This window comes from Allobosea sp. RCC_152_1 (genome assembly GCF_041360765.1).
GTDB lineage: Bacteria > Pseudomonadota > Alphaproteobacteria > Rhizobiales > Beijerinckiaceae > Allobosea > Allobosea spartocytisi.
The window spans coordinates 1222175-1242786 of record NZ_JBFUPU010000001.1; the positions used below are offsets into that span (position 1 = coordinate 1222175).

At 68.2% G+C, this 20612-nt stretch carries 22 protein-coding genes and 2 tRNA genes; 12 read left to right on the forward strand and 12 right to left on the reverse strand.

Annotation, left to right across the window (positions count from 1 at the left end):
• Nucleotides 1–11 precede the first annotated feature (11 nt).
• On the reverse strand, nt 12–647 hold the full coding sequence (locus tag AB6806_RS05730) for an NUDIX hydrolase (protein WP_370954265.1): 636 nt from the start codon (nt 645–647) through the stop codon (nt 12–14).
• Here AB6806_RS05730 and AB6806_RS05735 point away from each other — a divergent pair.
• The 6 genes from AB6806_RS05735 (at nt 646) to AB6806_RS05760 (ending at nt 4478) form a co-directional block, all read left to right on the forward strand.
• A complete protein-coding gene (locus AB6806_RS05735; protein ID WP_370954266.1) occupies nt 646–1164 on the forward strand; it encodes a GAF domain-containing protein in 519 nt (172 codons plus the stop codon). The genes AB6806_RS05730 and AB6806_RS05735 overlap by 2 nt on opposite strands.
• Nucleotides 1165–1173: 9 nt before the next feature.
• A complete protein-coding gene (locus AB6806_RS05740) occupies nt 1174–1524 on the forward strand; it encodes a winged helix-turn-helix domain-containing protein (RefSeq protein ID WP_112762181.1) in 351 nt (116 codons plus the stop codon).
• A gap of 289 nt (nt 1525–1813) precedes the next feature.
• Nucleotides 1814–2851, forward strand: coding sequence for a tonB-system energizer ExbB (exbB, locus tag AB6806_RS05745; RefSeq protein WP_370954267.1), 1038 nt, complete (start codon nt 1814–1816; stop codon nt 2849–2851).
• A gap of 3 nt (nt 2852–2854) precedes the next feature.
• On the forward strand, nt 2855–3301 hold the full coding sequence (exbD, locus tag AB6806_RS05750) for a TonB system transport protein ExbD (protein ID WP_038367453.1): 447 nt from the start codon (nt 2855–2857) through the stop codon (nt 3299–3301).
• Nucleotides 3298–4158 carry an energy transducer TonB family protein gene (locus tag AB6806_RS05755; protein ID WP_370954268.1) on the forward strand — a complete coding sequence of 287 codons (861 nt, stop codon included), beginning with the start codon at nt 3298–3300 and terminating at the stop codon, nt 4156–4158. The genes exbD and AB6806_RS05755 overlap by 4 nt, the downstream gene beginning before the upstream one ends.
• 74 nt (nt 4159–4232) lie before the next feature.
• Complete coding sequence (locus tag AB6806_RS05760; RefSeq protein ID WP_038367450.1) at nt 4233–4478, forward strand: hypothetical protein; 246 nt, start codon at nt 4233–4235, stop codon at nt 4476–4478.
• Between the two features lie 394 nt (nt 4479–4872).
• Here AB6806_RS05760 and AB6806_RS05765 read toward each other — a convergent pair whose 3' ends face one another.
• The 6 genes from AB6806_RS05765 to modA all read right to left on the reverse strand — a co-directional run bounded on the left by AB6806_RS05765 (nt 4873) and on the right by modA (nt 12074).
• Nucleotides 4873–6291: a M20 family metallopeptidase gene (locus tag AB6806_RS05765; protein WP_142020900.1), complete on the reverse strand. Its 1419-nt coding sequence runs from the start codon at nt 6289–6291 to the stop codon at nt 4873–4875.
• A 178-nt stretch (nt 6292–6469) separates the two neighbouring features.
• Nucleotides 6470–6880 (reverse strand): Cu(I)-responsive transcriptional regulator, encoded by a 411-nt coding sequence (cueR, locus tag AB6806_RS05770; RefSeq protein WP_112762187.1) that lies wholly within the window; start codon nt 6878–6880, stop codon nt 6470–6472.
• 1 nt (nt 6881) lies between these two features.
• The gene (locus AB6806_RS05775) at nt 6882–9377 is read right to left on the reverse strand and encodes a heavy metal translocating P-type ATPase (protein WP_142020901.1); all 2496 of its coding nucleotides are present in this window, start codon (nt 9375–9377) and stop codon (nt 6882–6884) included.
• A 90-nt stretch (nt 9378–9467) separates the two neighbouring features.
• On the reverse strand, nt 9468–10565 hold the full coding sequence (gene modC / locus AB6806_RS05780; protein ID WP_142020902.1) for a molybdenum ABC transporter ATP-binding protein: 1098 nt from the start codon (nt 10563–10565) through the stop codon (nt 9468–9470).
• A complete protein-coding gene (modB, locus tag AB6806_RS05785) occupies nt 10562–11260 on the reverse strand; it encodes a molybdate ABC transporter permease subunit (RefSeq protein WP_038367440.1) in 699 nt (232 codons plus the stop codon). The genes modC and modB overlap by 4 nt, the downstream gene beginning before the upstream one ends.
• A 10-nt stretch (nt 11261–11270) precedes the next feature.
• Nucleotides 11271–12074, reverse strand: a complete 804-nt coding sequence (gene modA, locus AB6806_RS05790; protein ID WP_370954269.1) for a molybdate ABC transporter substrate-binding protein — start codon at nt 12072–12074, stop codon at nt 11271–11273.
• A 127-nt stretch (nt 12075–12201) separates the two neighbouring features.
• Here modA and AB6806_RS05795 point away from each other — a divergent pair, with 127 nt between their 5' ends.
• Both AB6806_RS05795 and AB6806_RS05800 read left to right on the forward strand, forming a co-directional pair.
• Nucleotides 12202–12408: a TOBE domain-containing protein gene (locus AB6806_RS05795; RefSeq protein WP_370954270.1), complete on the forward strand. Its 207-nt coding sequence runs from the start codon at nt 12202–12204 to the stop codon at nt 12406–12408.
• A gap of 245 nt (nt 12409–12653) precedes the next feature.
• Nucleotides 12654–12869, forward strand: coding sequence for a hypothetical protein (locus AB6806_RS05800; protein WP_370954271.1), 216 nt, complete (start codon nt 12654–12656; stop codon nt 12867–12869).
• Between the two features lie 18 nt (nt 12870–12887).
• Here AB6806_RS05800 and AB6806_RS05805 read toward each other — a convergent pair whose 3' ends face one another.
• The 3 genes from AB6806_RS05805 to AB6806_RS05815 all read right to left on the reverse strand — a co-directional run bounded on the left by AB6806_RS05805 (nt 12888) and on the right by AB6806_RS05815 (nt 15169).
• Nucleotides 12888–13403 carry a cupin domain-containing protein gene (locus AB6806_RS05805; RefSeq protein WP_112762192.1) on the reverse strand — a complete coding sequence of 172 codons (516 nt, stop codon included), beginning with the start codon at nt 13401–13403 and terminating at the stop codon, nt 12888–12890.
• Between the two features lie 26 nt (nt 13404–13429).
• Nucleotides 13430–14284 (reverse strand): 3-mercaptopyruvate sulfurtransferase, encoded by an 855-nt coding sequence (sseA, locus tag AB6806_RS05810; RefSeq protein WP_370954272.1) that lies wholly within the window; start codon nt 14282–14284, stop codon nt 13430–13432.
• A gap of 168 nt (nt 14285–14452) precedes the next feature.
• A complete protein-coding gene (locus AB6806_RS05815) occupies nt 14453–15169 on the reverse strand; it encodes an alanyl-tRNA editing protein (protein ID WP_370954273.1) in 717 nt (238 codons plus the stop codon).
• A gap of 170 nt (nt 15170–15339) precedes the next feature.
• On the opposite strand from AB6806_RS05815, the gene AB6806_RS05820 reads away from it, so the two are divergent.
• Nucleotides 15340–16125, forward strand: coding sequence for an SDR family NAD(P)-dependent oxidoreductase (locus AB6806_RS05820; RefSeq protein ID WP_370954274.1), 786 nt, complete (start codon nt 15340–15342; stop codon nt 16123–16125).
• Nucleotides 16126–16132: 7 nt separating this feature from the next.
• Here the strand turns inward: AB6806_RS05820 and AB6806_RS05825 are convergent, their stop codons facing one another.
• Both AB6806_RS05825 and AB6806_RS05830 read right to left on the reverse strand, forming a co-directional pair.
• The gene (locus AB6806_RS05825) at nt 16133–17587 is read right to left on the reverse strand and encodes a cryptochrome/photolyase family protein (protein ID WP_370954275.1); all 1455 of its coding nucleotides are present in this window, start codon (nt 17585–17587) and stop codon (nt 16133–16135) included.
• A 120-nt stretch (nt 17588–17707) separates the two neighbouring features.
• Nucleotides 17708–17781: transfer RNA gene (locus AB6806_RS05830), tRNA-Cys, on the reverse strand.
• 168 nt (nt 17782–17949) lie between these two features.
• Here AB6806_RS05830 and AB6806_RS05835 point away from each other — a divergent pair.
• The 3 genes from AB6806_RS05835 (at nt 17950) to AB6806_RS05845 (ending at nt 20548) form a co-directional block, all read left to right on the forward strand.
• A tRNA-Asn gene (locus AB6806_RS05835) sits at nt 17950–18024 on the forward strand.
• Between the two features lie 309 nt (nt 18025–18333).
• Complete coding sequence (locus tag AB6806_RS05840) at nt 18334–18972, forward strand: protein-L-isoaspartate O-methyltransferase family protein (RefSeq protein ID WP_038367419.1); 639 nt, start codon at nt 18334–18336, stop codon at nt 18970–18972.
• 259 nt (nt 18973–19231) lie between these two features.
• A complete protein-coding gene (locus AB6806_RS05845; RefSeq protein WP_248311264.1) occupies nt 19232–20548 on the forward strand; it encodes a TolC family outer membrane protein in 1317 nt (438 codons plus the stop codon).
• Nucleotides 20549–20612: the final 64 nt, after the last annotated feature.

The window sequence follows — 20612 nt, forward strand, 5'->3', positions numbered from 1 at the left end:
ATCTCGTCACCTCAATCACCGGAGCCGGAAAGCCAGAGCGGCAGCACATGGTCGCGCGTCAATGGCGCCAATGTGACAGTCGCCGCGACGCCCGGCATCAGCCAGGCGATCTCGGCGATTTCTGCCGCCGGCCGTGGTGTCTCGTCGGAAACGAGCCGGAAGATCTCGGCCTCCACCGTGAAGCCCGGCTCGTTGGCCGCGGGCGCCGCAAATCGGCCCAGAAAGGCCAGCGCTTCGCGGCGCTCCGTCAGCCCCAATTCCTCCTGCAACTCGCGCAGCAGCGCGGCTCCCGGCTCCTCCCGCGCCTCGATCTTGCCGCCCGGCTGCATGAAGCTTTCCGTGCCGCGCTTGCGGACCAGCAGGAGGCGATTGCGGCTGTCGGTCAGCAATGCGGCGGCGATGCGGATGGGGCGGCTGGGGTGGGGCATCGCGAGCAGTGAACTCTCGGTTGCGGCCAGGCGGGGCGAGGGCGGTTCGCTTGCCGCGCATGGCGAAGCCCGGCCGATGGTGCTATAGCATCGCGCGAAAAGTGGACGCCACTTTTCGGGACAATCCGATGCGATAACAAATGCATAGATCGCCGCTGCCGCATCCGCAGGACGCGTGGCGATCTGGGAATCGCGAAAATTCCGGAGGCGCAGGGTCATGTTCGAGGCGCGCGACATCGAGACCGAAGACAAGGCCACGTTCTACCGCGAACTGGCCCAGCAGCTCGAAGCCCTGCTGCATGGCGAACCCGATCCGATCGCCAACGCCGCCAACACCGCCGCCCTGCTGTTCCAGACGATGCCCGGCCTCAACTGGGCCGGATTCTACCTGATGCGCGGCGGCGAGCTGGTGCTCGGCCCCTTCCAGGGCAAGCCGGCCTGCGTGCGCATCGCCGTCGGCGCGGGCGTCTGCGGCGCAGCCGTGGCGCGGCGCAGCTCGGTCCTGGTCGAGGATGTGCATGCCTTTCCGGGGCATATCGCCTGCGACGCGGCGTCGCGTTCCGAATTGGTCGTCCCGCTGATCGGGCCCGACGGTGTCATCGGCGTCATCGATCTCGACAGCCCCTCCGTGGCCCGTTTCGACGCCGCCGATCAGGCCGGCATCGAGCGCGTCGCGGCGATTTATCTGGCGGCTTGCGCGCTGGCCGCGACTCCCGCGCTGGCCGCGGCCTCCTAGGGCCGGGCCGTGCCTTCGCTCAGCCTGCGCATCCAGCTCGACCCCGAAGGCCGCATCGGCCCGGGCAAGATCGAGTTGCTGGAGAAGATCGCGGCGCTGGGCTCGATCTCGGCCGCGGGGCGCGACATGGCGATGTCCTATCGGCGCGCCTGGGAGCTGGTCGAGGAATTGAACACGCTTTTCGGCCAACCGGTGGTGCAGCGCCAGGTCGGCGGCAAGAATGGCGGCGGCGCCAGCCTGACCAGCCTCGGCCAGGTGCTGGTGAGCCGGTTTCGCGCGGTGGAGCAGGCCGCGACCGCAGCCGCAGCCGAGCATCTGGCGGCCATCCAGGCGGAAATCGACCCGTCCGCCACGGGCTGAAGCGAGCCGCATCGACGGGCGGGTCGCGGCCGCCCGACACCCATTCGAAAAAGGCAGCCCGGCCATCTGGCGGCCCGTTCAAGCCTTGACAGGAGGGTGTGATTCAAACACTCGTTCTGCTCGCAACTCGCTGATAAAGCGTGCTTTTTTTATTTATTCCAATGTGAGGTTCGCCGCTTTCGCTTGGCTTGGCCGGTACGCGCCGGGGTTGTTCGAGAGCGATCCTCGCTCCCCGATGGCGGGGAGAGCGGGGCCGGGTGGCGATCACGCGGCGGATGTAGGACTGGTCATGACGAGACTGCTTCGTTCGGCTTTTCTGGCGCTGAGCCTGTTGCTGCCCGCTTCTGCCGCGCTGGCCCAGATTCAGGGCGCTCCGCAGGTTCCGGCGCAGCCGGCCTCTCCGCCGGCCATGCAGCCGGCTCCCCCGCTCGCAGCGCCGGCGAATCCCTTGCCACCGGCGGCCTCGCAGATGGGGATCGCTCCGCCGAGCGCCGCGCATCCGCCGCTGCAACCGGGCGATACGCCCGCCAGCCTCCCCGTCGCTCCGGCGCCTCAGGCTGCCGCGACGCTGCCGCACGACCTGTCGCCCTGGGGCATGTTCATGGCGGCCGACATCGTCGTGAAGGCGGTGATGATCGGCCTCGCCTTCGCCTCGCTGGTGACCTGGACGATCTGGCTCGCCAAGGTGATGGAACTCGCCGCCGCCAAGACCGGCGCGCTGCGTTCGCTCCGCCGGATCGAGGCCGCCGACAGCCTCGGCGATGCGGCCGAAACCGTCTCGGGCAAGGACGGCAAGCTGCGCGGCGCGGTCGGGGCGCTGCTGTCCGCTGCGCTGGAGGAGACCCGCCGCTCGGTCGATCTCGGCGAGGACGGCATCAAGGAGCGGGCGGCCATCGCACTGTCGCGGATCGAGGCTCGCGCTGGCCGGAACATGGCGCGCGGCACCGGGCTCCTGGCGACGATCGGCTCCACGGCGCCCTTTGTCGGCCTGTTCGGCACGGTCTGGGGCATCATGAATTCCTTCATCGGCATCAGCCAGGCGAAGACGACCAATCTCGCCGTGGTCGCGCCGGGCATCGCCGAGGCGCTGCTGGCGACCGCGATCGGCTTGGTCGCGGCGATCCCGGCCGTCATCATCTACAACGTCTTCGCCCGCGCCATCACCGGCTATCGCGCGACGCTGTCGGACGCCTCGGGCGAGATCTTGCGCCATCTCTCGCGCGATCTCGAGCGGCGCCAGCGCCTGGTTGCGAGCGCGCCGGCGCGTTCGGTCCTGCAGGCGGTGCCGCCGGCCGCCGCCGCGATGCCGCGTGTCCGGGCGGAGTGAGCCATGGCCGTCTCGCTCAAGGACCCGCAGGACGGCGATCTCGGCGAAGTCGCGGACATCAACGTCACGCCCTTCATCGATGTCATTCTGGTGCTGCTGATCATCTTCATGGTGGCGGCGCCGCTTTCGACGGTCGATGTCGCGGTCGACCTGCCGGTCTCGAACGCGCAGCCGCAGCCCCGGCCGGACACGCCGGTCTTCCTGACGGTGAAGGGCGATCTGTCGCTCGCGCTCGGCAACGACGCCCTGCCGCGCGAGGCGCTGCAGGCGACGCTCGACCAGCGCACCGGGAATGACCGCGAGCAGCGCGTCTTCCTGCGCGCCGACGGTGCCGTCGCCTATCGCGAGCTGATGGAGGTGATGAACCTCCTGCGCAAGGCGGGCTATCTGAAGATCGCGCTCGTCGGCCTCGAGGATACCGGGCAGGGCGCGGCGGCGGCCAAGCCATGAGCATCGGGCGCTCGCCGCAGACACGTTTCTGGCCCGCCGCGCTGCGCTGGGGCGTCGCGGCGCTGGTCATCGCCGGCGCCCATGGCACGGCCGGCTGGATGATCGCGACCTGGCAGCCCGCCGAGGCCGCGGCCGGCGCTCAGCCCGCCGCCGTGATGATCGAGCTCGCGCCGCTCGCGGTTGCGCCGGAAACGCCGCAGCAGGATATCGCGCCCGGACCCGAGATGGTCGAATCCGAGCCCGAACCGCCGCCGCCCGAGCCTGTGGTCGAGCGACCTAGGGAACCCGAGCCGCCGCCGGAGCCGGCGCCCGTCGCGGTGCCTGAACCGGACATCAAGATCCCCGAGCTTCCGCCCTTGCCGGACGCCGCCGCCGTGCTGTCGCCGCCGCCGAAGCAGGAGCCGCCGCCTCCGCCGAAGGAGGTGAAGAAGCAGCCGCCGCCGAAGCCCAAGGTCGTGCAGCGACGCAAGCCGGTGAGCCCGGACAAGCCGCGCTCCGAGCAAAGCTCGGCCCCGACCGCGCAGGCGCAGATTGCCCAGCGCACTGCCGCCCCCGCATCGGGCGCGTCCTCCGCCTCGCCGGCGGCGACGGCAAGCTGGCGCGGCACGCTGATCGCCCATCTCAACCGCTTCAAGCGGTTCCCGAACGGGGCGAATCCCGGCACCGCGCAGGTCGCCTTCAGCATCGACCGCGGCGGGCGGGTGCTGTCGGCGCGGCTCGTGCGCGGCTCCGGCGATTCCGCGCTCGACGAGGAGGCCGTCGCGATGATCCGGCGGGCGAGCCCCGTCCCGGCACCGCCGGACGGGCTCGGCGGCGGCTCGGTTTCCCTGTCCGTGCCGATCAGGTTTTCGCGATAGATCGTTGCAGCGATTGAACTGCCGGAGATTCCGGCGGTTAATCGGTCGTCGCGGGCGCGGACAGGAGATGGGTCATGATCGCACCGAAACTCGCAGCCGGGCTTCTGCTGGCGCTGGCCTGCAGCGGCTGCGTCACGCTCGAGGAGCGGCGGGCGGCCGACGAGGCGCGTTGCCGTTCCTACGGCTTCAAACCCGGCAGCGAAGGCTTCTCGAACTGCCTGCTGCAGATCGATCTCGATCGCTCGGCAGAGCGCCGTTACCAGTTCGACCGCTTCGATTCAGGCTTCGGCGGCCCGCCCTATTACTGGCGGCGCTGGTAGCCCTCGCCGGTTCCAGCAATTCCGGCGTGAGGATCGGCCGCAAGAAAAAAGGGCCGCGCGTGAGCGCAGCCCAAGTCTAGGGAGGAAACGCCCAAGGAGGGCGACGCAACATCTCTGCTGCGCTGCACCTTAGATAGGACGGCAATCGTTTGCCTGCAAGGGTAAAAGGGAAGCAAAGCTGACTTAAATTGCGCCTGAGAAATATCACCGCGAAATCAGGGTATTGAGCGGGTTTCTCGAATGCATTGCCCGTTTCGTGGGCAATTTTGCCGGCACCGGCTCAGGAGCCTCTCGATGCGGCATCTGCGAGGCGAAACGCCCAGGGAAGCGCAAGCCCGATCGAGCAGCCCGGCCGCGGCGTCGCGCCATGGCCGGGCCTATCGAGGCGGAAGGGTCAGCCCAGCGACATCGTCAGCGGCGGCTTGACCTCGGGCGGCAGCGGCGAGGTGTAGCCTTCCTTGCCGAGCCGGGCCTTGTGGTCGGCCTTGGCCGCTTCCATCAGGGCCGGGTCGCTCAGCACGGCAGCGCCGGTCGCCGCCATCGCCTTGGCGACATGCACCATGGCCTTGTGCGCCGCCGGCGCCTTGCCCTGCGCCACGACTTGCCAGGTGTGGAAGGGCGTGCCCATCGCGACGGTCGGCGCATGCGCCTGCACGGTCGGCACGGCCCAGCTCACATCGCCGATATCGGTCGAGCCGATCGCCGGATTGCGCTTGGCGCTGCGCGGCACGAGGAAGTCGGCCAGCGGGGCGCCGCTGTCCTGCATTCCGACCGTGCGCCAGATCGCGGCGATGTCCTGCGGCGAGAGCGTCTTGCGGATCTCCTCGGCGAAGGCCTTGTCGGCATCGTCGAAATGCGGCGGGCCGAGATCCTCCATCACCTTGTGCATGGCTTCTTCGAGCGGCGTGTTGGCGACGAGGTCGGAGACGGCACTGACGATGCGCATCTCCATCTTGGTTTCCGTCATCAGCGCGGCGCCTTCGGCGATCTTCTTCACGCGCTGGACGAGCTCCAGCATGCCGCGGAGATCGCGGGCGCGGATCGAGTAGCGCACGCGGGCATGGGCCTGCACGACGTTCGGCGCGATGCCGCCAGTGTCGAGCAGGGCGTAATGCACGCGCGCGTCGCTCGGCATGTGCTCGCGCATGTAGTTCACGCCGACATTCATGAGTTCCACGGCATCGAGCGCCGAACGGCCGAGATGGGGCGCGGCGGCGGCATGCGAGGCGCGGCCGGTGAAGACGAAATCGGCGCGGGTGTTGGCGAGCGCGAGCGCCGGAGCGACCTCCCAGAAGCTCGACGGGTGCCAGCTGATCGCGACATCGGCGTCGTCGAAGGCGCCAGCGCGGACCATGAAGGCCTTGGCCGCGCCGCCTTCCTCGGCCGGGCAGCCATAATAGCGAACGCGGCCGGGAATCTTGTTCTCGGCCAGCCAGTCCTTCATGGCCACGGCGGCGAGCATGGCGGCGGAGCCGAGCAGGTTGTGGCCGCAGCCATGGCCGTGGCCGCCGGTCTCAATCTCCTTGTGTTCGGCGACGCCAGCCTCCTGCGACAGGCCGGGCAGGGCGTCGTATTCGCCGAGGAAGGCGATGACCGGGCCGCCTTCGCCCGCCTCGCCGATCACGGCGGTCGGAATGTCGGCGACATTCTCGGTGATGCGGAAGCCTTGATGCTTCAGCTCGGCGACATGCTCGGCGACGGAGCGCTTCTCGGTGTAGCACACCTCCGGCATGCCCCAGACCCGGTCGGAGAGAGCGATCAATCGCTCCTTGTTCGCATCGACGTGACGCCAGAGATCGTTTCGATTGTCCATGATCTATTGCCTTGTCGGATCGCGGCGCGCCGCAGCGGCGCACCATGGCGATCTATCCCCTTGGGAGGCATCGATCCGTCGGAGACCGGCTGTGATCGCCGACCCGATGCCTCGCGGCCGCATATGAGCAAGCCTCTCGGCCCGCGTCCAGAAGCGCGGCGCATGGCGGAGCGGCGTCTCAGGCCTTTTCGGTGAGAAGAGGCTGCGCGGCGAAATCGCTCAGGATCGGGCAATCGGGCCGGTGGTCGCCATGGCAATGCGCCGCCAGATGCCGAAGCGTGTCGGCCATGGCCTGGAGTTCGGCGGCCTTGGCCTCGAGGTCGCGGATATGGGCCATGGCGAGCTTCTTCACATCGGCGCTGGCGCGGCTGCGGTCATGCCAGAGCGCCAGCAATTCGCGCGTTTCCTCCAGCGAGAAGCCGAGATCGCGCGCCCGCCGGACGAAGCGCAGCGTATGCACGTCGTCATCGGCATAGACCCGGTACTGCGCCGCCGTCCGCGAGGGCGCCTCGATCAGCCCGATGCTCTCGTAATAGCGGATCATCTTGGCGCTGACGCCGGAGCGGGCCGAGGCTTCGCCGATATTCATCCTATGCCTCCACCTTGAAGCGCCTGAGCCGGAGTGCGTTGGCCAGCACGCTCACGCTCGACAGCGCCATGGCAAGCCCGGCGAAGACCGGCGAGAGCAGGACGCCCCAGAGCGGATAGAGCAGGCCGGCCGCCACCGGAATCAGGATGGCGTTGTAGCCGAAGGCCCAGGCGAGATTCTGGCGGATATTCGTGATCGTCGCCTTGGACAGCGCAATCGCGCGCGGCACGCCCATGACATCGCCCGACATCAGCACGACATCGGCGCTTTCGATGGCGATGTCGGTGCCAGTGCCGATGGCGATGCCGACATCGGCCTGGGCGAGGGCAGGCGCATCGTTGATGCCGTCCCCGACGAAGGCGACCTTGCGGCCATCCTTCTGCAAGGCCTTCACCACCTCGGCCTTGTCGGTCGGCAGCACCTCGGCGCGGATTTCATCGATGCCGAGCTGCCGGGCCACGGCGGCGGCGGTGCGGCTGTCGTCGCCGGTCACCATCGCGACCTTGAGGCCGAGCTGGTGCAATGCCGCGATGGCTGCCGGCGTCGTCTCCTTGATTGCGTCGGCGACGGCGATGACGGCGGCGAGCTTGCCATCGATGGCGGCATAGAGCGGGGTCTTGCCAGCTTCCGCCAGTGCCTGGGCCCGGCCCGCGAAGGCCGAGACGTCGATTCCTGCCTGCTCCATCAGCCTGTGGCCACCGATGGCGACGCGCCGGCCCTCGACGGTCGCCGTGACGCCACGGCCGGCATCGCTGACGAAATCGGCCGGCTCGGCCAGCGCAAGGCCACGCGCCTTCGCCGCCGCGACGATGGCCAGCGCCAGCGGGTGTTCGGAACGGTTCTCGGTCGAGGCGATCAGGCGCAGGATCTCGTTGGCCTCGAAGGTCTCAGTCGGCTCGATATCGGTCAGCTCGGGCTTGCCCTTGGTCAGCGTTCCCGTCTTGTCGAGGGCGACGACCTGCACATCCCGCAACGCCTGCAGCGCATCGCCCTGGCGGAACAGGATGCCGAGCTCGGCGCCGCGCCCGGTGCCGACCATGATCGAGGTCGGCGTCGCCAGCCCCATGGCGCAAGGGCAGGCGATGATGAGCACCGCGACCGCGTTGACCAACGCATAGGACAGGGCCGGACTCGGGCAGAAGGCGAGCCAGACCAGGAAGGTCGCGAGCGCCACCGCCATCACCGCCGGCACGAACCAGAGGGTGATGCGGTCGACGGCGGCCTGGATCGGCAGCTTGGCACCCTGCGCCGCCTGCACCGTGCGCACGATCTGGGCGAGCAGCGTGTCGGAGCCGACCTTGCGGGCGGTGAAGCTCAGCGCGCCCGAACCATTGACCGTGCCGCCGGTGACGAGGCTGCCGGCTTCCTTGCGGACCGGGGCAGGCTCGCCGGTGATCATCGATTCGTCGACGAAGGAGGTGCCGTCCCGCACCTCGCCATCGACCGGTACACGCTCGCCCGGCCGCAGGATCACGGTGTCGCCCGGCTTGACCTCGTCGACCGGGATATCGGTCTCGCTGCCCTGGCGCAGGATGCGCGCCGTCTTCGGCTGAAGCGCGATCAGGCTGCGGATCGCCGCGCCGGTGCGGCCCTTGGCGCGGGCCTCGAACCAGCGGCCGAGCAGGATCAGCGTCACGATGACGGCGCCCGATTCGAAATAGGTCAGCGCGGTGCCTTCCGGCAGCAGGCCGGGCAGGAAAGTCGCGACGCTCGAATAGAGCCAGGCAGCACCGGCCCCGAGCATGACCAGCGTATTCATGTCGGGCGCGGCCCGCAGCAGGGCGGGGAAGCCCTTGCGCAGGAAGACCAACCCCGGCCCGAACAGCACGATCGTGGCGAGCACGAAGGAGAAGATGCGCAGATTTCCCTCGCCGAAATTGCCTGCAAGCCAGTGGTGCAGGGCCGGGACCATGTGGCTGCCCATCTCGATCACCAGCAGCGGGATCGTCAGTACGCCGGCGAGGATGACCGAGCGCAGCAACCGCGCCTGTTCTTCCTCCTTCAGCATCTGCATATGGTCGTGCTGGCCGGCTGCATGGCCGTCATCGGGCGTCACCGGGCTCGCCTCGTAGCCGGCCTTCTCGACCGCCTTGATCAGCTCGGGGCCAAGATCGCCGCCGGCCACAGCCTTCACGCTGGCGCGTTCGGTGGCGAGGTTCACGGTGGCCCCGACGACGCCGGGCACGCCGCGCAAAGCCTTCTCGACATGGCCAACGCAGGACGCGCAGGTCATGCCGCTGACCGACAGGTCGATCGTCTGCTCCATCGGCTGGTAGCCTGCTTGGCGCACTGCCTCCTCGACCTGCCTCAACACGTCGCCGCCTTTGGCGAAGGTCACATGGGCGCGCTCGGTCGCGAGATTGACCGCGACCGAATCGACGCCCGGCACCGCCGCGATGGCGCGCTCGACCCGGCCGACGCAGCTCGCACAGGACATGCCCTCCACGGCCATGTCGAGCGTCGCCAGCCCATCCTTCGTCCTGTCGATGACCGTCATCGCCGTCTCCTTCATCGTGATGACGGTTCATATGGGGCTTCCCATCATGGGAAGGTCAAGGGCGCGGCTGTGCCTTTTTTGCAGATGACCTCAGGGCGTCTCGACAGAGACGCTCTTGATGATGGCGTAGACCGGCTTGCCGACAGACAGGGAGAGGCTCGCCACCGATTTCGCCGTCAACCGCACGATGAGATTCGCATCGCCGCAATCGAGCCGCAGGTGCACGGTGCTGCCGCCTTCGCCCGTCCGCTCGCCGATCTCCGCGACCCTCCCGGGCAGGGCGTTGAGCGCGCTGGTCCCTTCAGGCGGCGCGAGGCTGAGCATGACGTCGCTCGCCATGATCCGCACGCGCAGCTTCTGCCCCAGCCTGAGCGCGCCGCGGGCAATGGCGAGTTCGCCCGCCGGCGTCGCCAGCCGGGCGAGGCCGAAGGCTTCGTCGAAGCCCGTCACCGCAGCGGAGAGCACCGCACTCGCCTCCGGCGCACCGGGCCGCGAGGCGAGGTCGACGCGCGCGAGGATCTCGGCCGTCGGCCCGCAGGCGGCGATCCGCCCGGCATCGACGATGGCGACGGTGGTCGCCAGCCGCGCCACCTCGGCGAGCGAATGCGAGACATAGACGATGGGGATGCCGACCTCGTCGCGCAGCCGCTCGATATGCGGCAGGATCTCGGCCTTGCGGGCCTCGTCGAGCGCGGCGAGCGGCTCGTCCATCAAGAGCAGGCGCGGCTGCGCCAGCAGGGCACGTCCAATGGCGACGCGCTGCTTCTCGCCGCCGGAGAGGGCTCCGGGCCGCCGCTTCAGCAGATGGCCGATGCCGAGCAGCTCCAGCACCTTGTCGAGCTCGGCCGGCTTGCGCACCGCATGCGGCACGAACCAATGCCCGAAGAGCAGGTTCTGCCGCACGGTGAGATGCGGAAACAGCCGTGCCTCCTGGAAGACGTAACCGATCCGCCGGCGATGCTTGGGCAGGAAGACGCCGCGCGCTGTATCGAGCAACGCCTCGCCCTCGACCCGCACATGGCCCGCCCGCGGGCGGATCAACCCGCCGATCACGTTCACCAGCGAGGTCTTGCCCGAGCCCGACGTGCCGAACAGCGCCGTCAATCGCCCTTGCGACTGGAAGGCCGCATCGAGCTGGAAGTCGCCCAGCCGGTGCCGGACGGCGATGTCGAGGACGGGCGTCGTCATTCGACGGCGATCCGCCGGCCGACCAGACGCGCCATCCATTCGGAGAGGAAGAGGGCGGCGACCGAGATCGCGATGGAGATGATCGTCAATCGCATCGCGCCGGTCTCGCCGCCGGGAACCTGGGTGAAGGTATAGATGGCGGAGGGCAGGGTCTGCGTCTCGCCCGGAATGTTCGAGACGAAGGTGATGGTCGCGCCGAATTCGCCCATCGCCTTGGCGAAGCACAGGATCATGCCGGCGAGGATGCCTGGCACGCAGAGCGGCAGCGTCACGACGAGGAAGACCCAGAGCGGATTGGCGCCGAGCGTGCCGGCGGCCGCCTCCAGCTTGCGGTCGACGGCCTCGATCGAGAGCCGGATCGCCCGCACCATCAAGGGAAAGCCCATCACGCCGCAGGCCAGCGCCGCGCCGGTCCAGCGGAAGGAGAGAACGATCCCGAACCAGTCATAGAGGAACTGGCCGATCGGCCCGCGCCGGCCGAAGCCGATCAGCAGCAGATAGCCGGTGACGACGGGTGGCATGATCAGCGGCAGATGCACCGCCGCATCGAGCAGCGACTTGCCCCAGAAGCGTCCGCGCGCCAGCAGGAGCGCGACCACGAGCCCGAGCGGCAGGCTCGCGAGCGTGGCGGTCGTGGCGACGATCAGGCTCAGCCTGACCGCCGTCCATTCCTCGGGAGTCAGCCAGTGGCTCAAGCCGACAGGCTCACGACGACGAGGCGGGCTTGTTGAGGACGGTGAAGCCCTGCTTCTCGAAGACCGGCTTGGCCGCGGGCCCGCGCAGATAGGTCAGGAAAGCCTGCGCGTCGGGATTGGCCGAATCCCTGGTCACGGCGACCGGATAGACGATCGGCGGGTGCGAGCCCTCGGGGAAGGTCGCGACGACCTTGACCTGCGGGTCGGCGGCAGCGTCGGTGGCGTAGACGATGCCGAGCGGCGCCTCGCCGCGCGAGACGAGGAGCAGGGCGGCGCGAACATTGTCGGCCTGCGCGATCTTGTCCTTCACCTTGTCCCAGCCGCCGAGCTTCTCGAGCGCGGCCTTGCCGTATTTGCCGGCCGGCACGGAATCGACATTGCCCATGGCGAGGCGGCTCGAACCCAGCGCGCCGCTCAGATCGACGCCCGGCGCCAGTTCGACCTTGAGGGTCGAATCCTTGGCGCCGACCAGGACGATCTTGTTGCCAAGCAGGCTGACGCGGGTATCCGGCTTGATCAGGTTCTTGCTCGCCGCATAGTCCATCCAGTCGAGATCGGCCGAGACGAAGAGATCGGCCGGGGCGCCGCTCTCGATCTGCTTGGCGAGCACGTTGCTGGCGGCATAGGAGATCTTCGGCGCCGGCTTGCCGGTTTCCTTGACCCAGTTGGCGGTGGCCTCGTCGAGCGCGTTCTTCATGCTCGCCGCGGCGAAGATCACGAGATCCTTCGTCTGCGCCTGGGCGGCGTTGAAGCTCGGGGCGAGGCCCATCGCAAGAGCCAGGCCCATCCCCAGCATCGTCCGGCGGTCGATCATGCTGTCCCTCGCTGCGCTTGTCGTTGTATATCGTTGGATATAGCGATGGTTGCCGTGCGCCCTCGGCCAAGTCAAGGACGGCCGGCTGCGACCGCGTGACCGACACATCACCAAAGAGAGAGCGACGATGAAGATCAGCGCGCGCAACCAGCTCAAGGGCCGAATCGTCGAGATCACCAAGGGCGCCACCACCGCCCATATCCGCATCGACATCGGCGGCGCGGTCGTCACCGCCTCGATCACCAATGCGGCCGTCGGCGATCTCGGCCTCACCGTCGGCAAGGAAGCCTATGCCGTGGTGAAAGCGTCCGACGTGATGATCGCGATCGACTGATTTCGATGGTTCGCGAGAACGAGATCCGCGACAAAGAGGTCGCCGTCGCGCCGCCGCAGCCTGGCGATTTCGAGACGGGGTGAAAGGCGGATACCTGTCTGGGCAACGATGCCACGGCCTCTTCGGGGCGCATCAGTTTCAAGCGTGACGGGAGCAATGTTGAGCTTTGTCTCCGCCACCGCGACTTGTGCGCGGTGCTCGAGACCTGCAACCATCCCGTGGATTGACGCGCTGGCGGGGCACCAATGGTTGACCATCCGAATGTCAGGGCGACGAGCATCGTCGCGATGGAGCTGGACGGACAGCAACGCGTTCTGGTGGTCGATACGGACCTCAAAATGGACCCGGAAAGCCCGGCCTACGATCATGAGAAGGTCGGAAGCTTACATCAGGCATGCCGCTCGTTTGTCGACAAGTTTCCGCTGCTCTTCGATACCTATGCGATCAGGGCGTGGAAATAGGCGCGCACGGACGATTCCTCACCCGTGCGGGTGCTTGTGGATCGGGTCGACCCAATAGACCTCTTCCGGCTTCTCGACCGGGTCGACATCGGTGATGTTGACCACCACCGCCTCGTTGTCCGAGCGCACCAGCACGCATTGCAGCGGGTTGTCGGGATCGGCGTTGATCTCCTGGTGCGGCACGAAGGGCGGGACATAGATGAAATCGCCCGGCCCGGCCTCGGCGACGAATTCCAGCCGGTCCCCCCAGCGCATCCGGGCCTTGCCGCTCACCACATAGATCACGCTTTCGAGCGCGCCGTGATGATGCACGCCGGTCTTGGCGTTGGGCTCGATCGCGACCGTGCCGGCCCAGATCTTCTGCGCGCCGACGCGGGCGTGGTTGATCGCCGCCTGCCGGAACATGCCGGGCGTCTGGGCGGTGTTGGGGTCGAGCTTGTCGCCGGTGATGACGCGCACGCCGTCATGCTTCCAGCGCGGCTCGTCATGGGAGTGATCGTGCGGATGGTCGTGGTCGTGCGAATGATCGCTCATGGCACCCTCCTGTTGTCCGTCCGAATTCAAGCCGTCTTCGCCGGCCCGGTCGCCAGCGGCCGGTCGCTCGCGCCCCATTCGGCCCAGGACCCGTCATAGAGCGCGCGTCCCGGCTTGCCGATGCTTTCCAGCGCCGTCGACAGGATCGCGGCGGTGACGCCCGAGCCGCAGCTCGTGATCAGCGGCTTGTCGAGATCGACGCCCGCCTCGGTAAAGGCGGCCGCGATCGCGGCCGGGTCCTTCAGGCTGCCATTGGCGATCAGCGCGGTCGCCGGCACGTTGCGCGCACCCGGCATATGGCCGGAGCGGACACCCGCGCGCGGCTCCGGCGCCTCGCCGCGGAAGCGGTCGGCCGGGCGGGCATCGACGACCTGCGTGCCATTGGCGAGAGCCTTGGCGACATCCTCGGCGCTGGCGACGGCGGAATGGTCCAGCCTCGCGGTGAAGCTGCGGTTGGAGCGGGCGCGCGGCGGGCCGTGCTCGATCGGCCGGCCCTCGCTCTCCCATTTCGGGAAGCCGCCTTCGAGGATCACCACGTCCTTCGCGCCGAGGGTGCGGAAGGTCCAGCGCACGCGCGGCGCCGAGAACAGGCCGAGCCCGTCATAGACGACGATGCGCATGCCGTCGCCGATGCCCATGGCGCCGACGGCCGCCGCGAAGGCCTCGGGGCGCGGCAGCATATGCGGCAGGTCGGAGCCGGTATCCTTGACCGCGTCGATGTCGAAATGCACCGCACCGGGAATGCGCCGCTCGGCGAATTCCGCATGGGGATCGCGGCCATGGGCCGGGAGATACCAGGAACCGTCGACCACGATGACGTCTGGCGCGTTCAGGCGCTCGGCGAGCCAGTCGGTCGATACGAAAACGTCTTCGCGGGCCATGTGATGTCCTTGGGGATATTCGAGGTTTGTTGGTTATTGGAACCGCGCCGTCATTCCGGGCTTGACCCGGAATCCATCGTAGAGAGCATCGCCCGACAATGGATTCCGGATCGGCGCGGCTTCGCCGCTGGTCCGGAATGACGGTGTGCTTCCGTCGAAAACCGCTTCTCAGGCCAGCGCGATGCGGACGCGCCGGTTCTGCTTGCCCTTCTTCTCGATGTCGGTGACGGCGACAAGGCCGATCTCGGCGGTGTTGCGCACATGCGTGCCGCCACAGGGCTGGAGGTCGATATCACCGATCGCGACCAGCCTGACCCGGCCGGAGCCGCGTGGCGGCTTCACCGACATGGTCTTGACCAGCCCCGGATTGGCGTCGAGCTCCGCGTCGGTGATCCAGCGCTCGGTCACGTCGGCATTGCGGGCGACGAGGGCGTTGAGCTTCTCCGCCAGCTCGACCTTGTCGAGGCCGCCTTCGGGGATGTCGAAATCCAGCCGGCCGTCGCCGTCGCCGATCGAGCCGCCGGTGACGGGGAAGGGCAGCACGACGCTCAGCAGATGCAGCGCGGTATGGATGCGCATGCGCTTGAGGCGTCTCTCCCAATCGAGCACGGCCGTGATCGCCTCGCCGGGCGCGGGCGCCGACTGCCCTTCGAGGGGAACATGCAGGACGCGGCTCTTGTCCTCGGGGTCGTAGATCGTCGTGCCGATCGCGATCAGGTTGCCGTCGGCCCGGCGCAGATGCCCGGCATCGCCGGGCTGGCCGCCGCCGGTCGCGTAGAAGATCGTCCGATCGAGGACGATGCCGCCGCGCTCGTTGACGGCTTCCACGGTCGCCGGCGTCTCCTTCAGATAGGCATCCTGGCGGAACAGCAGTTCGGTCGGCATGATCTCGTCGTCTCGCTCGCGGTGCTCGCGGCACCTTCGGCCCGCAGACTGCACCGATTGCCGGGCGTGTGCCACCTCATTGGCGGGATAACGGGGATGACGCAGCCTGCGAGGCTTACCGCCCCCCGATTCAATGCCTAGATGGCGGTCTCGACCAATCCGGAGCCGCCATGGCCTTGCCCCGCATGAAACCGACGGACGGCGTCGCCTGGATCACCGGCGCCAGCTCCGGCATCGGCGCCGCCGTCGCGCTGGAACTCGCGCGGCGCGGCTGGACGGTCGCGGTCACCGCCCGCCGGACCGACGCGCTCGAGGCCGTCGCACGCGAGGCCGAAAGCCTGCCCGGCCGGATCGTCGCCCATGCCGGCGACGTCACCGATGAACAGGCGATGCGGGACATCGTCGAAGCCGTCGAGACCGTGCACGGGCCGATCGCGCTCGCTTTCCTCAACGCCGGCGTCGCCCCCGGCCCTACGGGCGGCCCGTTCGAGCCCGCAAACGTCGAAGCGGCGATGGCGGTCAACCTGTTCGGTGTCGCCAGGGGATTGTCGGCGGCGTTGGGCCCCATGACGCAGCGCGGTCGCGGGCAGATCGCCGTCAACGCCTCGCTCGTCGGTTATCGCGGCCTCGTCGGCGCGGCCGCCCATGGCGCCTCCAAGGCGGCGGCGATCCATCTCTGCGAGGCCCTGTATCTGGACTGCCGCCGCGCGGGGATTCGGCTTCAGCTCGTCAATCCGGGCTTCGTCGACACGCCGATGACCCGGCGCAACCGCTTCGCCATGCCCTTTCTGATGAGCGTCGAGGAGAGCGCGCGGCGAATCGTCGACGGCTTCGAGCGCGGCGGCTTCGAGATCACCTTTCCACGCCGTCTCGCCTGGATAATGAAGGCGGCCCGGCTGTTGCCCTATCCGGTCTATTTCGCGCTGCTCTCCAGAGTCGTCGACCGGCAGCGTTGAACCGACGTCAACGGCCGCGGATCGTGGCGAAAGCGTCGAGCGCGCGCTGGCGCCCGAGGGCTAGGTCGATGAGCGGGGCAGGGTAGGTCTCGCCGATCCGGATGCCCGCTGCACGCAGGGTCTCCTCCGAGGCTTTCCACGGTGCGTGGATCTCTGTGTCGGGAAGCCCGGCCAGCTCGGGCACCCAGCGCCGGACATAGGCGCCTTTCGGATCATGGGCCTGCCCCTGCGTGACGGGGTTGAAGATCCGGAAATAGGGCGCGGCATCGGCCCCGGACCCCGCCACCCATTGCCAGCTCGCGGCATTGTTGGCCGGATCGGCATCGACCAGCGTGTCCCAGAACCAGGCTTCGCCCTCCCGCCAGTCCTGCAGGAGATGCTTGATGAGGAACGAGGCCACGACCATCCGCACGCGGTTGTGCATCCAGCCCGTGGCCCAGAGCTCGCGCATCCCGGCATCGACGAGCGGAATGCCGGTCCGGCCACGCTGCCAGCGGCGCAAGGCCTGCTGGTCCGCCTTCCACGGAAAGGCATCGAAGCGCGCATCGTAATTCCGCGTCGCCAGTTCGGGATTGTGGAAAAGCAGGTGATAGGAGAACTCGCGCCAGCCGAGCTCGGACCGGAATTTCTCGGCATCCGCCGCCGAGCCAACCGCCTCGCCATTGTCACGCGCCGTTCCGAGCGCATGCCAGATCTGGCGGGGGCCGATCTCGCCGAAGCGCAGATGCGGCGAGAGCCGCGATGTCGAGTGGCGGTCGGGGCGGTCGCGTCCTTCCGCATAGCCAGCAAGCGAATCGCCCAGGCAATCCTCCAACCGCTCCCGCGCGCCGTCCTCGCCCGGTGTCCAGGCGTCGCGCAGGCCGCCGGCCCAGTCTGGCCGCGTCGGTTCGAGAGCGAGCTCTTCCAGGGCAAGCGCGCGTTTCCCGAACGAATCGGGCAGCGGGAAGGAACGGATTCGGGAGGGCGCGGGCAAAGGCGCTGCCGGCTCGCCGCGCTCGCGCGCCGCGCGCCAATAGGGCGTGAAGACCTTCATCGGCTGGCCGGTGCGCGTCGTCACCTGCCACGGCTCGTTCAGCAGGCTGGCGTTGAAGCTGCGGACCTCGATTCCCGCGCTGGAAAGCCTTTCCTTGAGTCGCGTATCGAGCGCGATCGATCTCGCCTCATAGCGGCGGTTCCAGGTAACGCGCTCGATTCCCGCCGCCTCGGTGAGGGCCGGCAGCAGCGACGTCGGGGCGCCGCGCAGGATGTCCAGCCGGCCGCCCTTGCGGGCCAATGCGGCGGAAAGCGCCGCGAGCGAGCGCGACAGCCACCAGCGCGCCGCGCCGCCGAGAGGGCGCCGCTCGCCGTCTTCATCGAGAATATAGAGGCACAGGACAGCGTCCGATTCCGCTGCGCAGGTGAGGGCGGGGTTATCGGCGAGCCGCAGATCGTCCCGGAACCAGTGCAGGCTGCGCTGCGTCATCGGACCTCGCCAGAGCTTCTCGGGGGACGGACGGTGGCCTGCCGAACGGCGCGGCAGCCATCGCAATCGCCCCGGACGTTATACGCGGGAGCCAGACGATCGGTTTTCAAGAAGATTATTTGGAGGCCTCGCCCGGAATCGAACCGGGGTGCAAGGATTTGCAGTCCTCTGCGTAACCACTCCGCCACGAGGCCTTCCGGCGAAAACGGCCCAGCCGCATCCGCGAGAGCGGCTATAACCACAAGCCGGGACGCACCGCAACCCGGCATCGCATCTTTCACCTGTCCGACATGAAGATGTGTTTTGCGGTCGCAAAGGGGGTTGCGCTGTCGGGATCACGCCGCTATTACCCCGGCCACCGTTCCCGGATAGCTCAGCGGTAGAGCAATCGACTGTTAATCGATTGGTCGCAGGTTCGAATCCTGCTCCGGGAGCCAGCGAATTCAAGGGCTTGAGCGAAAGATCGCTCAAGCCCTTTTTCGTTCCCGGGCAGGGCAGGTCGTGCCGGACCTGCCCCCCGGCCCGCACAGGCTCAAAGCTTACGAGACGATGGCCGCATTCTTCGGGAAATTCCGCCGCCTGTCGCTCGATCCGGCAGGCGCATGCGACGCTCGCGGGATGCGAGCGCGCTTGCCTTTTGCGCCGCACTCGAACAGAAAGCTGCCATGAGCGGCGGTGCCGCGCCGGCTTCGGGCAAGAGGTCTGAGGCTACGGCCGGACCGCGTCGCGGACGGAGAGTTCAGGGCATGGAAGGTTTCACCGGGCTTCGCCGCAACATGGTGGATTGCCAGTTGCGGACCTATGACGTCACGGACCGGGCCGTGCTGGCCGCTGCGGACGAGGTCCCCCGGGAGGCTTTCGTCCCCGAGAGCCTGGCTCATCTCGCCTATCTCGACCAGGCCATCGGGCTGCCGGGCACGGGCCGGGCCCTGATGACGCCGATGGTGATCGCACGCATGATCCAGACGCTGGATATCGAGCCGGGCGAGGATGTCCTCGAATATGGCGGCGGCACGGGCTATGGCGCCGCGCTGATCGACCGGATGGGGGCGAAGGCGACATTGTGGGAGCCCGATGGCGAGGCCCGCGCCCTGGCTGCCACCGCACTCGCGGCCGCCGGCAGCGGCGCCTCCGTCGCCGACAAGGAGCCCGCGGCGGGATCCTTCGACGCCATTCTCGTCAGCGGCTCCTGCGAGCTCGAACCGCGGAATCTGTTTTCGCTCCTGCGTCCCGAAGGTCGCTTGATCGTGGTGGAGGGGCAGGGGCGCGCCGCCCGCGTGAAACTCTACCAGAAATCGGCAGATGTTGTTGCCGGGCGTACCGTTTTCGACGCGGCAGCGCCGGAACTGGCGGAGTTCCGGCGTCCGCCGGCCTTCGTTTTTTGATTTTAAGGTGTCGCATTTTTACGGCACCTGTTCACGGAAACCAGTCCGGCGCGGCCATTGCATTGGCTCGAAGCGCCGGTAAGGGTATGAAATGACAACTTATGCCGAGGCTGGGGCGATGCCTGGGCGCGACTTTAGTGCGCACGAGAGGCGTCCAGTGGAACGACGAAGCGATAAGAAGAGTTTCGGATTCGGCGTCAGCGCCGTTCTGGCTTTGGTGCTTGCAGGCGGCTGGAGTGCCGCCGCGCAAGCCCAAACCATGGACGCGGCCTTGGCCCGCGCCTATGCGGGCAATCCGACCTTGAACTCCCAGCGCGCCTCGGTGCGCGCAACAGACGAGAACGTCCCGCAGGCGCGCGCCGGCTATCGGCCCCGAATCACGGCCTCCGCCGATATCGGCGCCAGCGTCCTCGATTCGTCGGTTCCCGCCGGGGCGGCTTCGTCCGCCTTCCATAACAACCTCACGACCCGGCTCAATCCACGCGGCGCCGGCGTGCAGATCACCCAGAACATCTTCGACTCGGGCAAGACCCGCAATTCGATCAGCCAGTCCGAATCGCAGGTCCTCGGTGCGCGCGAAACGCTGCGCAACACCGAGCAGAACGTGCTGCTCGATGCCGCGACCTCCTATATGAACGTGCTGCGCGACACGGCGATCCTCAATCTCAACCGCAACAACGTCGAGGTTCTGGAGGAGCAGCTGCGCCAGACGCGCGACCGATTTCAGGTCGGCGAAGTGACCCGCACCGACGTGGCGCAGGCGGAAGCCCGCCTGTCCTCGGCGCAGTCCCAGGCGATTCTCGCTGAATCGAACCTGAAGACCTCGGTGGCGCGCTACCGGCAGAATGTCGGCACCGAGCCGCGCTCGCTCGCCCCCGGCCGCCCGGTCGAGAACCTTCTGCCGAAATCGCTGCCCGTGGCGGTGAACCAGGCGCTCGCGGGCCATCCGGCGATCATCGCGGCGCTCCATGGCGTCGACGCGGCCGAGCTCCAGGTCAAGGTGACGCAGGCCGATCTCGGGCCGACCATCGGCCTGACCGGCTCGGTCCAGCAGCGTTACGACAACCAGTATTTCGGCGATAACCGCACCTCGGCCAGCATCGTCGGCTCCCTGACGATCCCGATCTACGAGGGCGGCCTGGTCTATTCCCGCACCCGCCAGGCCAAGGAGACGGCCGGGCAGCGTCGCATCGACGTCGACACGCAGCGCGACACGGTGCGCGCCGCGGTCATCTCCGCCTGGGGCGGGCTCGAAGCCGCCAAGGCGCAGATCATCGCGGCTCAGGCCCAGGTCGAGGCTTCCTCGACGGCGCTCGCCGGCGTGCGTGAGGAGGCCAAGGTCGGCCAGCGCACCACGCTCGATGTCCTCAACGCGCAGCAGGAACTGGTCAGCGCCCGGTCGAACCTGGTGTCGGCCCAGCGCGACCGTGTCGTCGCCTCCTATTCCGTGCTCTCGGCGGTCGGCAAGCTTTCGGCCCAGACCCTGAAGCTGAAGACGGCCAACTACGACTCGCGGCAGCATTATGACCAGGTCAAGGACCTCTGGTGGGGCACCCAGACCCCGGACGGGCGCTGAGCCCCGGCAGAGTTCCGCGCAAGGCCGCCCCCGGGCAGGGGCGGCACATTCGGGCAACAGCGCT

Bases quoted from the DNA above. Each gene is read 5' to 3' on its own strand.
- AB6806_RS05730 (WP_370954265.1), bottom strand. From the start codon at position 647: ATGACCCTGCGCCTCCGGAATTTTCGCGATTCCCAGATCGCCACGCGT.
- sseA (WP_370954272.1), bottom strand. From the start codon at position 14,284: ATGGCCCGCGAAGACGTTTTCGTATCGACCGACTGGCTCGCCGAGCGC.
- AB6806_RS05735 (WP_370954266.1), top strand. From the start codon at position 646: ATGTTCGAGGCGCGCGACATCGAGACCGAAGACAAGGCCACGTTCTAC.
- AB6806_RS05765 (WP_142020900.1), bottom strand. From the start codon at position 6,291: ATGGACAATCGAAACGATCTCTGGCGTCACGTCGATGCGAACAAGGAG.
- AB6806_RS05845 (WP_248311264.1), top strand. From the start codon at position 19,232: ATGGACGCGGCCTTGGCCCGCGCCTATGCGGGCAATCCGACCTTGAAC.
- AB6806_RS05840 (WP_038367419.1), top strand. From the start codon at position 18,334: ATGGAAGGTTTCACCGGGCTTCGCCGCAACATGGTGGATTGCCAGTTG.
- AB6806_RS05755 (WP_370954268.1), top strand. From the start codon at position 3,298: ATGAGCATCGGGCGCTCGCCGCAGACACGTTTCTGGCCCGCCGCGCTG.
- modA (WP_370954269.1), bottom strand. From the start codon at position 12,074: ATGATCGACCGCCGGACGATGCTGGGGATGGGCCTGGCTCTTGCGATG.
- AB6806_RS05815 (WP_370954273.1), bottom strand. From the start codon at position 15,169: ATGCCGACCGAACTGCTGTTCCGCCAGGATGCCTATCTGAAGGAGACG.
- AB6806_RS05820 (WP_370954274.1), top strand. From the start codon at position 15,340: ATGGCCTTGCCCCGCATGAAACCGACGGACGGCGTCGCCTGGATCACC.
- AB6806_RS05805 (WP_112762192.1), bottom strand. From the start codon at position 13,403: ATGAGCGATCATTCGCACGACCACGACCATCCGCACGATCACTCCCAT.
- AB6806_RS05795 (WP_370954270.1), top strand. From the start codon at position 12,202: ATGAAGATCAGCGCGCGCAACCAGCTCAAGGGCCGAATCGTCGAGATC.
- AB6806_RS05760 (WP_038367450.1), top strand. From the start codon at position 4,233: ATGATCGCACCGAAACTCGCAGCCGGGCTTCTGCTGGCGCTGGCCTGC.
- AB6806_RS05825 (WP_370954275.1), bottom strand. From the start codon at position 17,587: ATGACGCAGCGCAGCCTGCACTGGTTCCGGGACGATCTGCGGCTCGCC.
- AB6806_RS05800 (WP_370954271.1), top strand. From the start codon at position 12,654: ATGGTTGACCATCCGAATGTCAGGGCGACGAGCATCGTCGCGATGGAG.
- cueR (WP_112762187.1), bottom strand. From the start codon at position 6,880: ATGAATATCGGCGAAGCCTCGGCCCGCTCCGGCGTCAGCGCCAAGATG.
- modC (WP_142020902.1), bottom strand. From the start codon at position 10,565: ATGACGACGCCCGTCCTCGACATCGCCGTCCGGCACCGGCTGGGCGAC.
- exbB (WP_370954267.1), top strand. From the start codon at position 1,814: ATGACGAGACTGCTTCGTTCGGCTTTTCTGGCGCTGAGCCTGTTGCTG.
- AB6806_RS05775 (WP_142020901.1), bottom strand. From the start codon at position 9,377: ATGACGGTCATCGACAGGACGAAGGATGGGCTGGCGACGCTCGACATG.
- exbD (WP_038367453.1), top strand. From the start codon at position 2,855: ATGGCCGTCTCGCTCAAGGACCCGCAGGACGGCGATCTCGGCGAAGTC.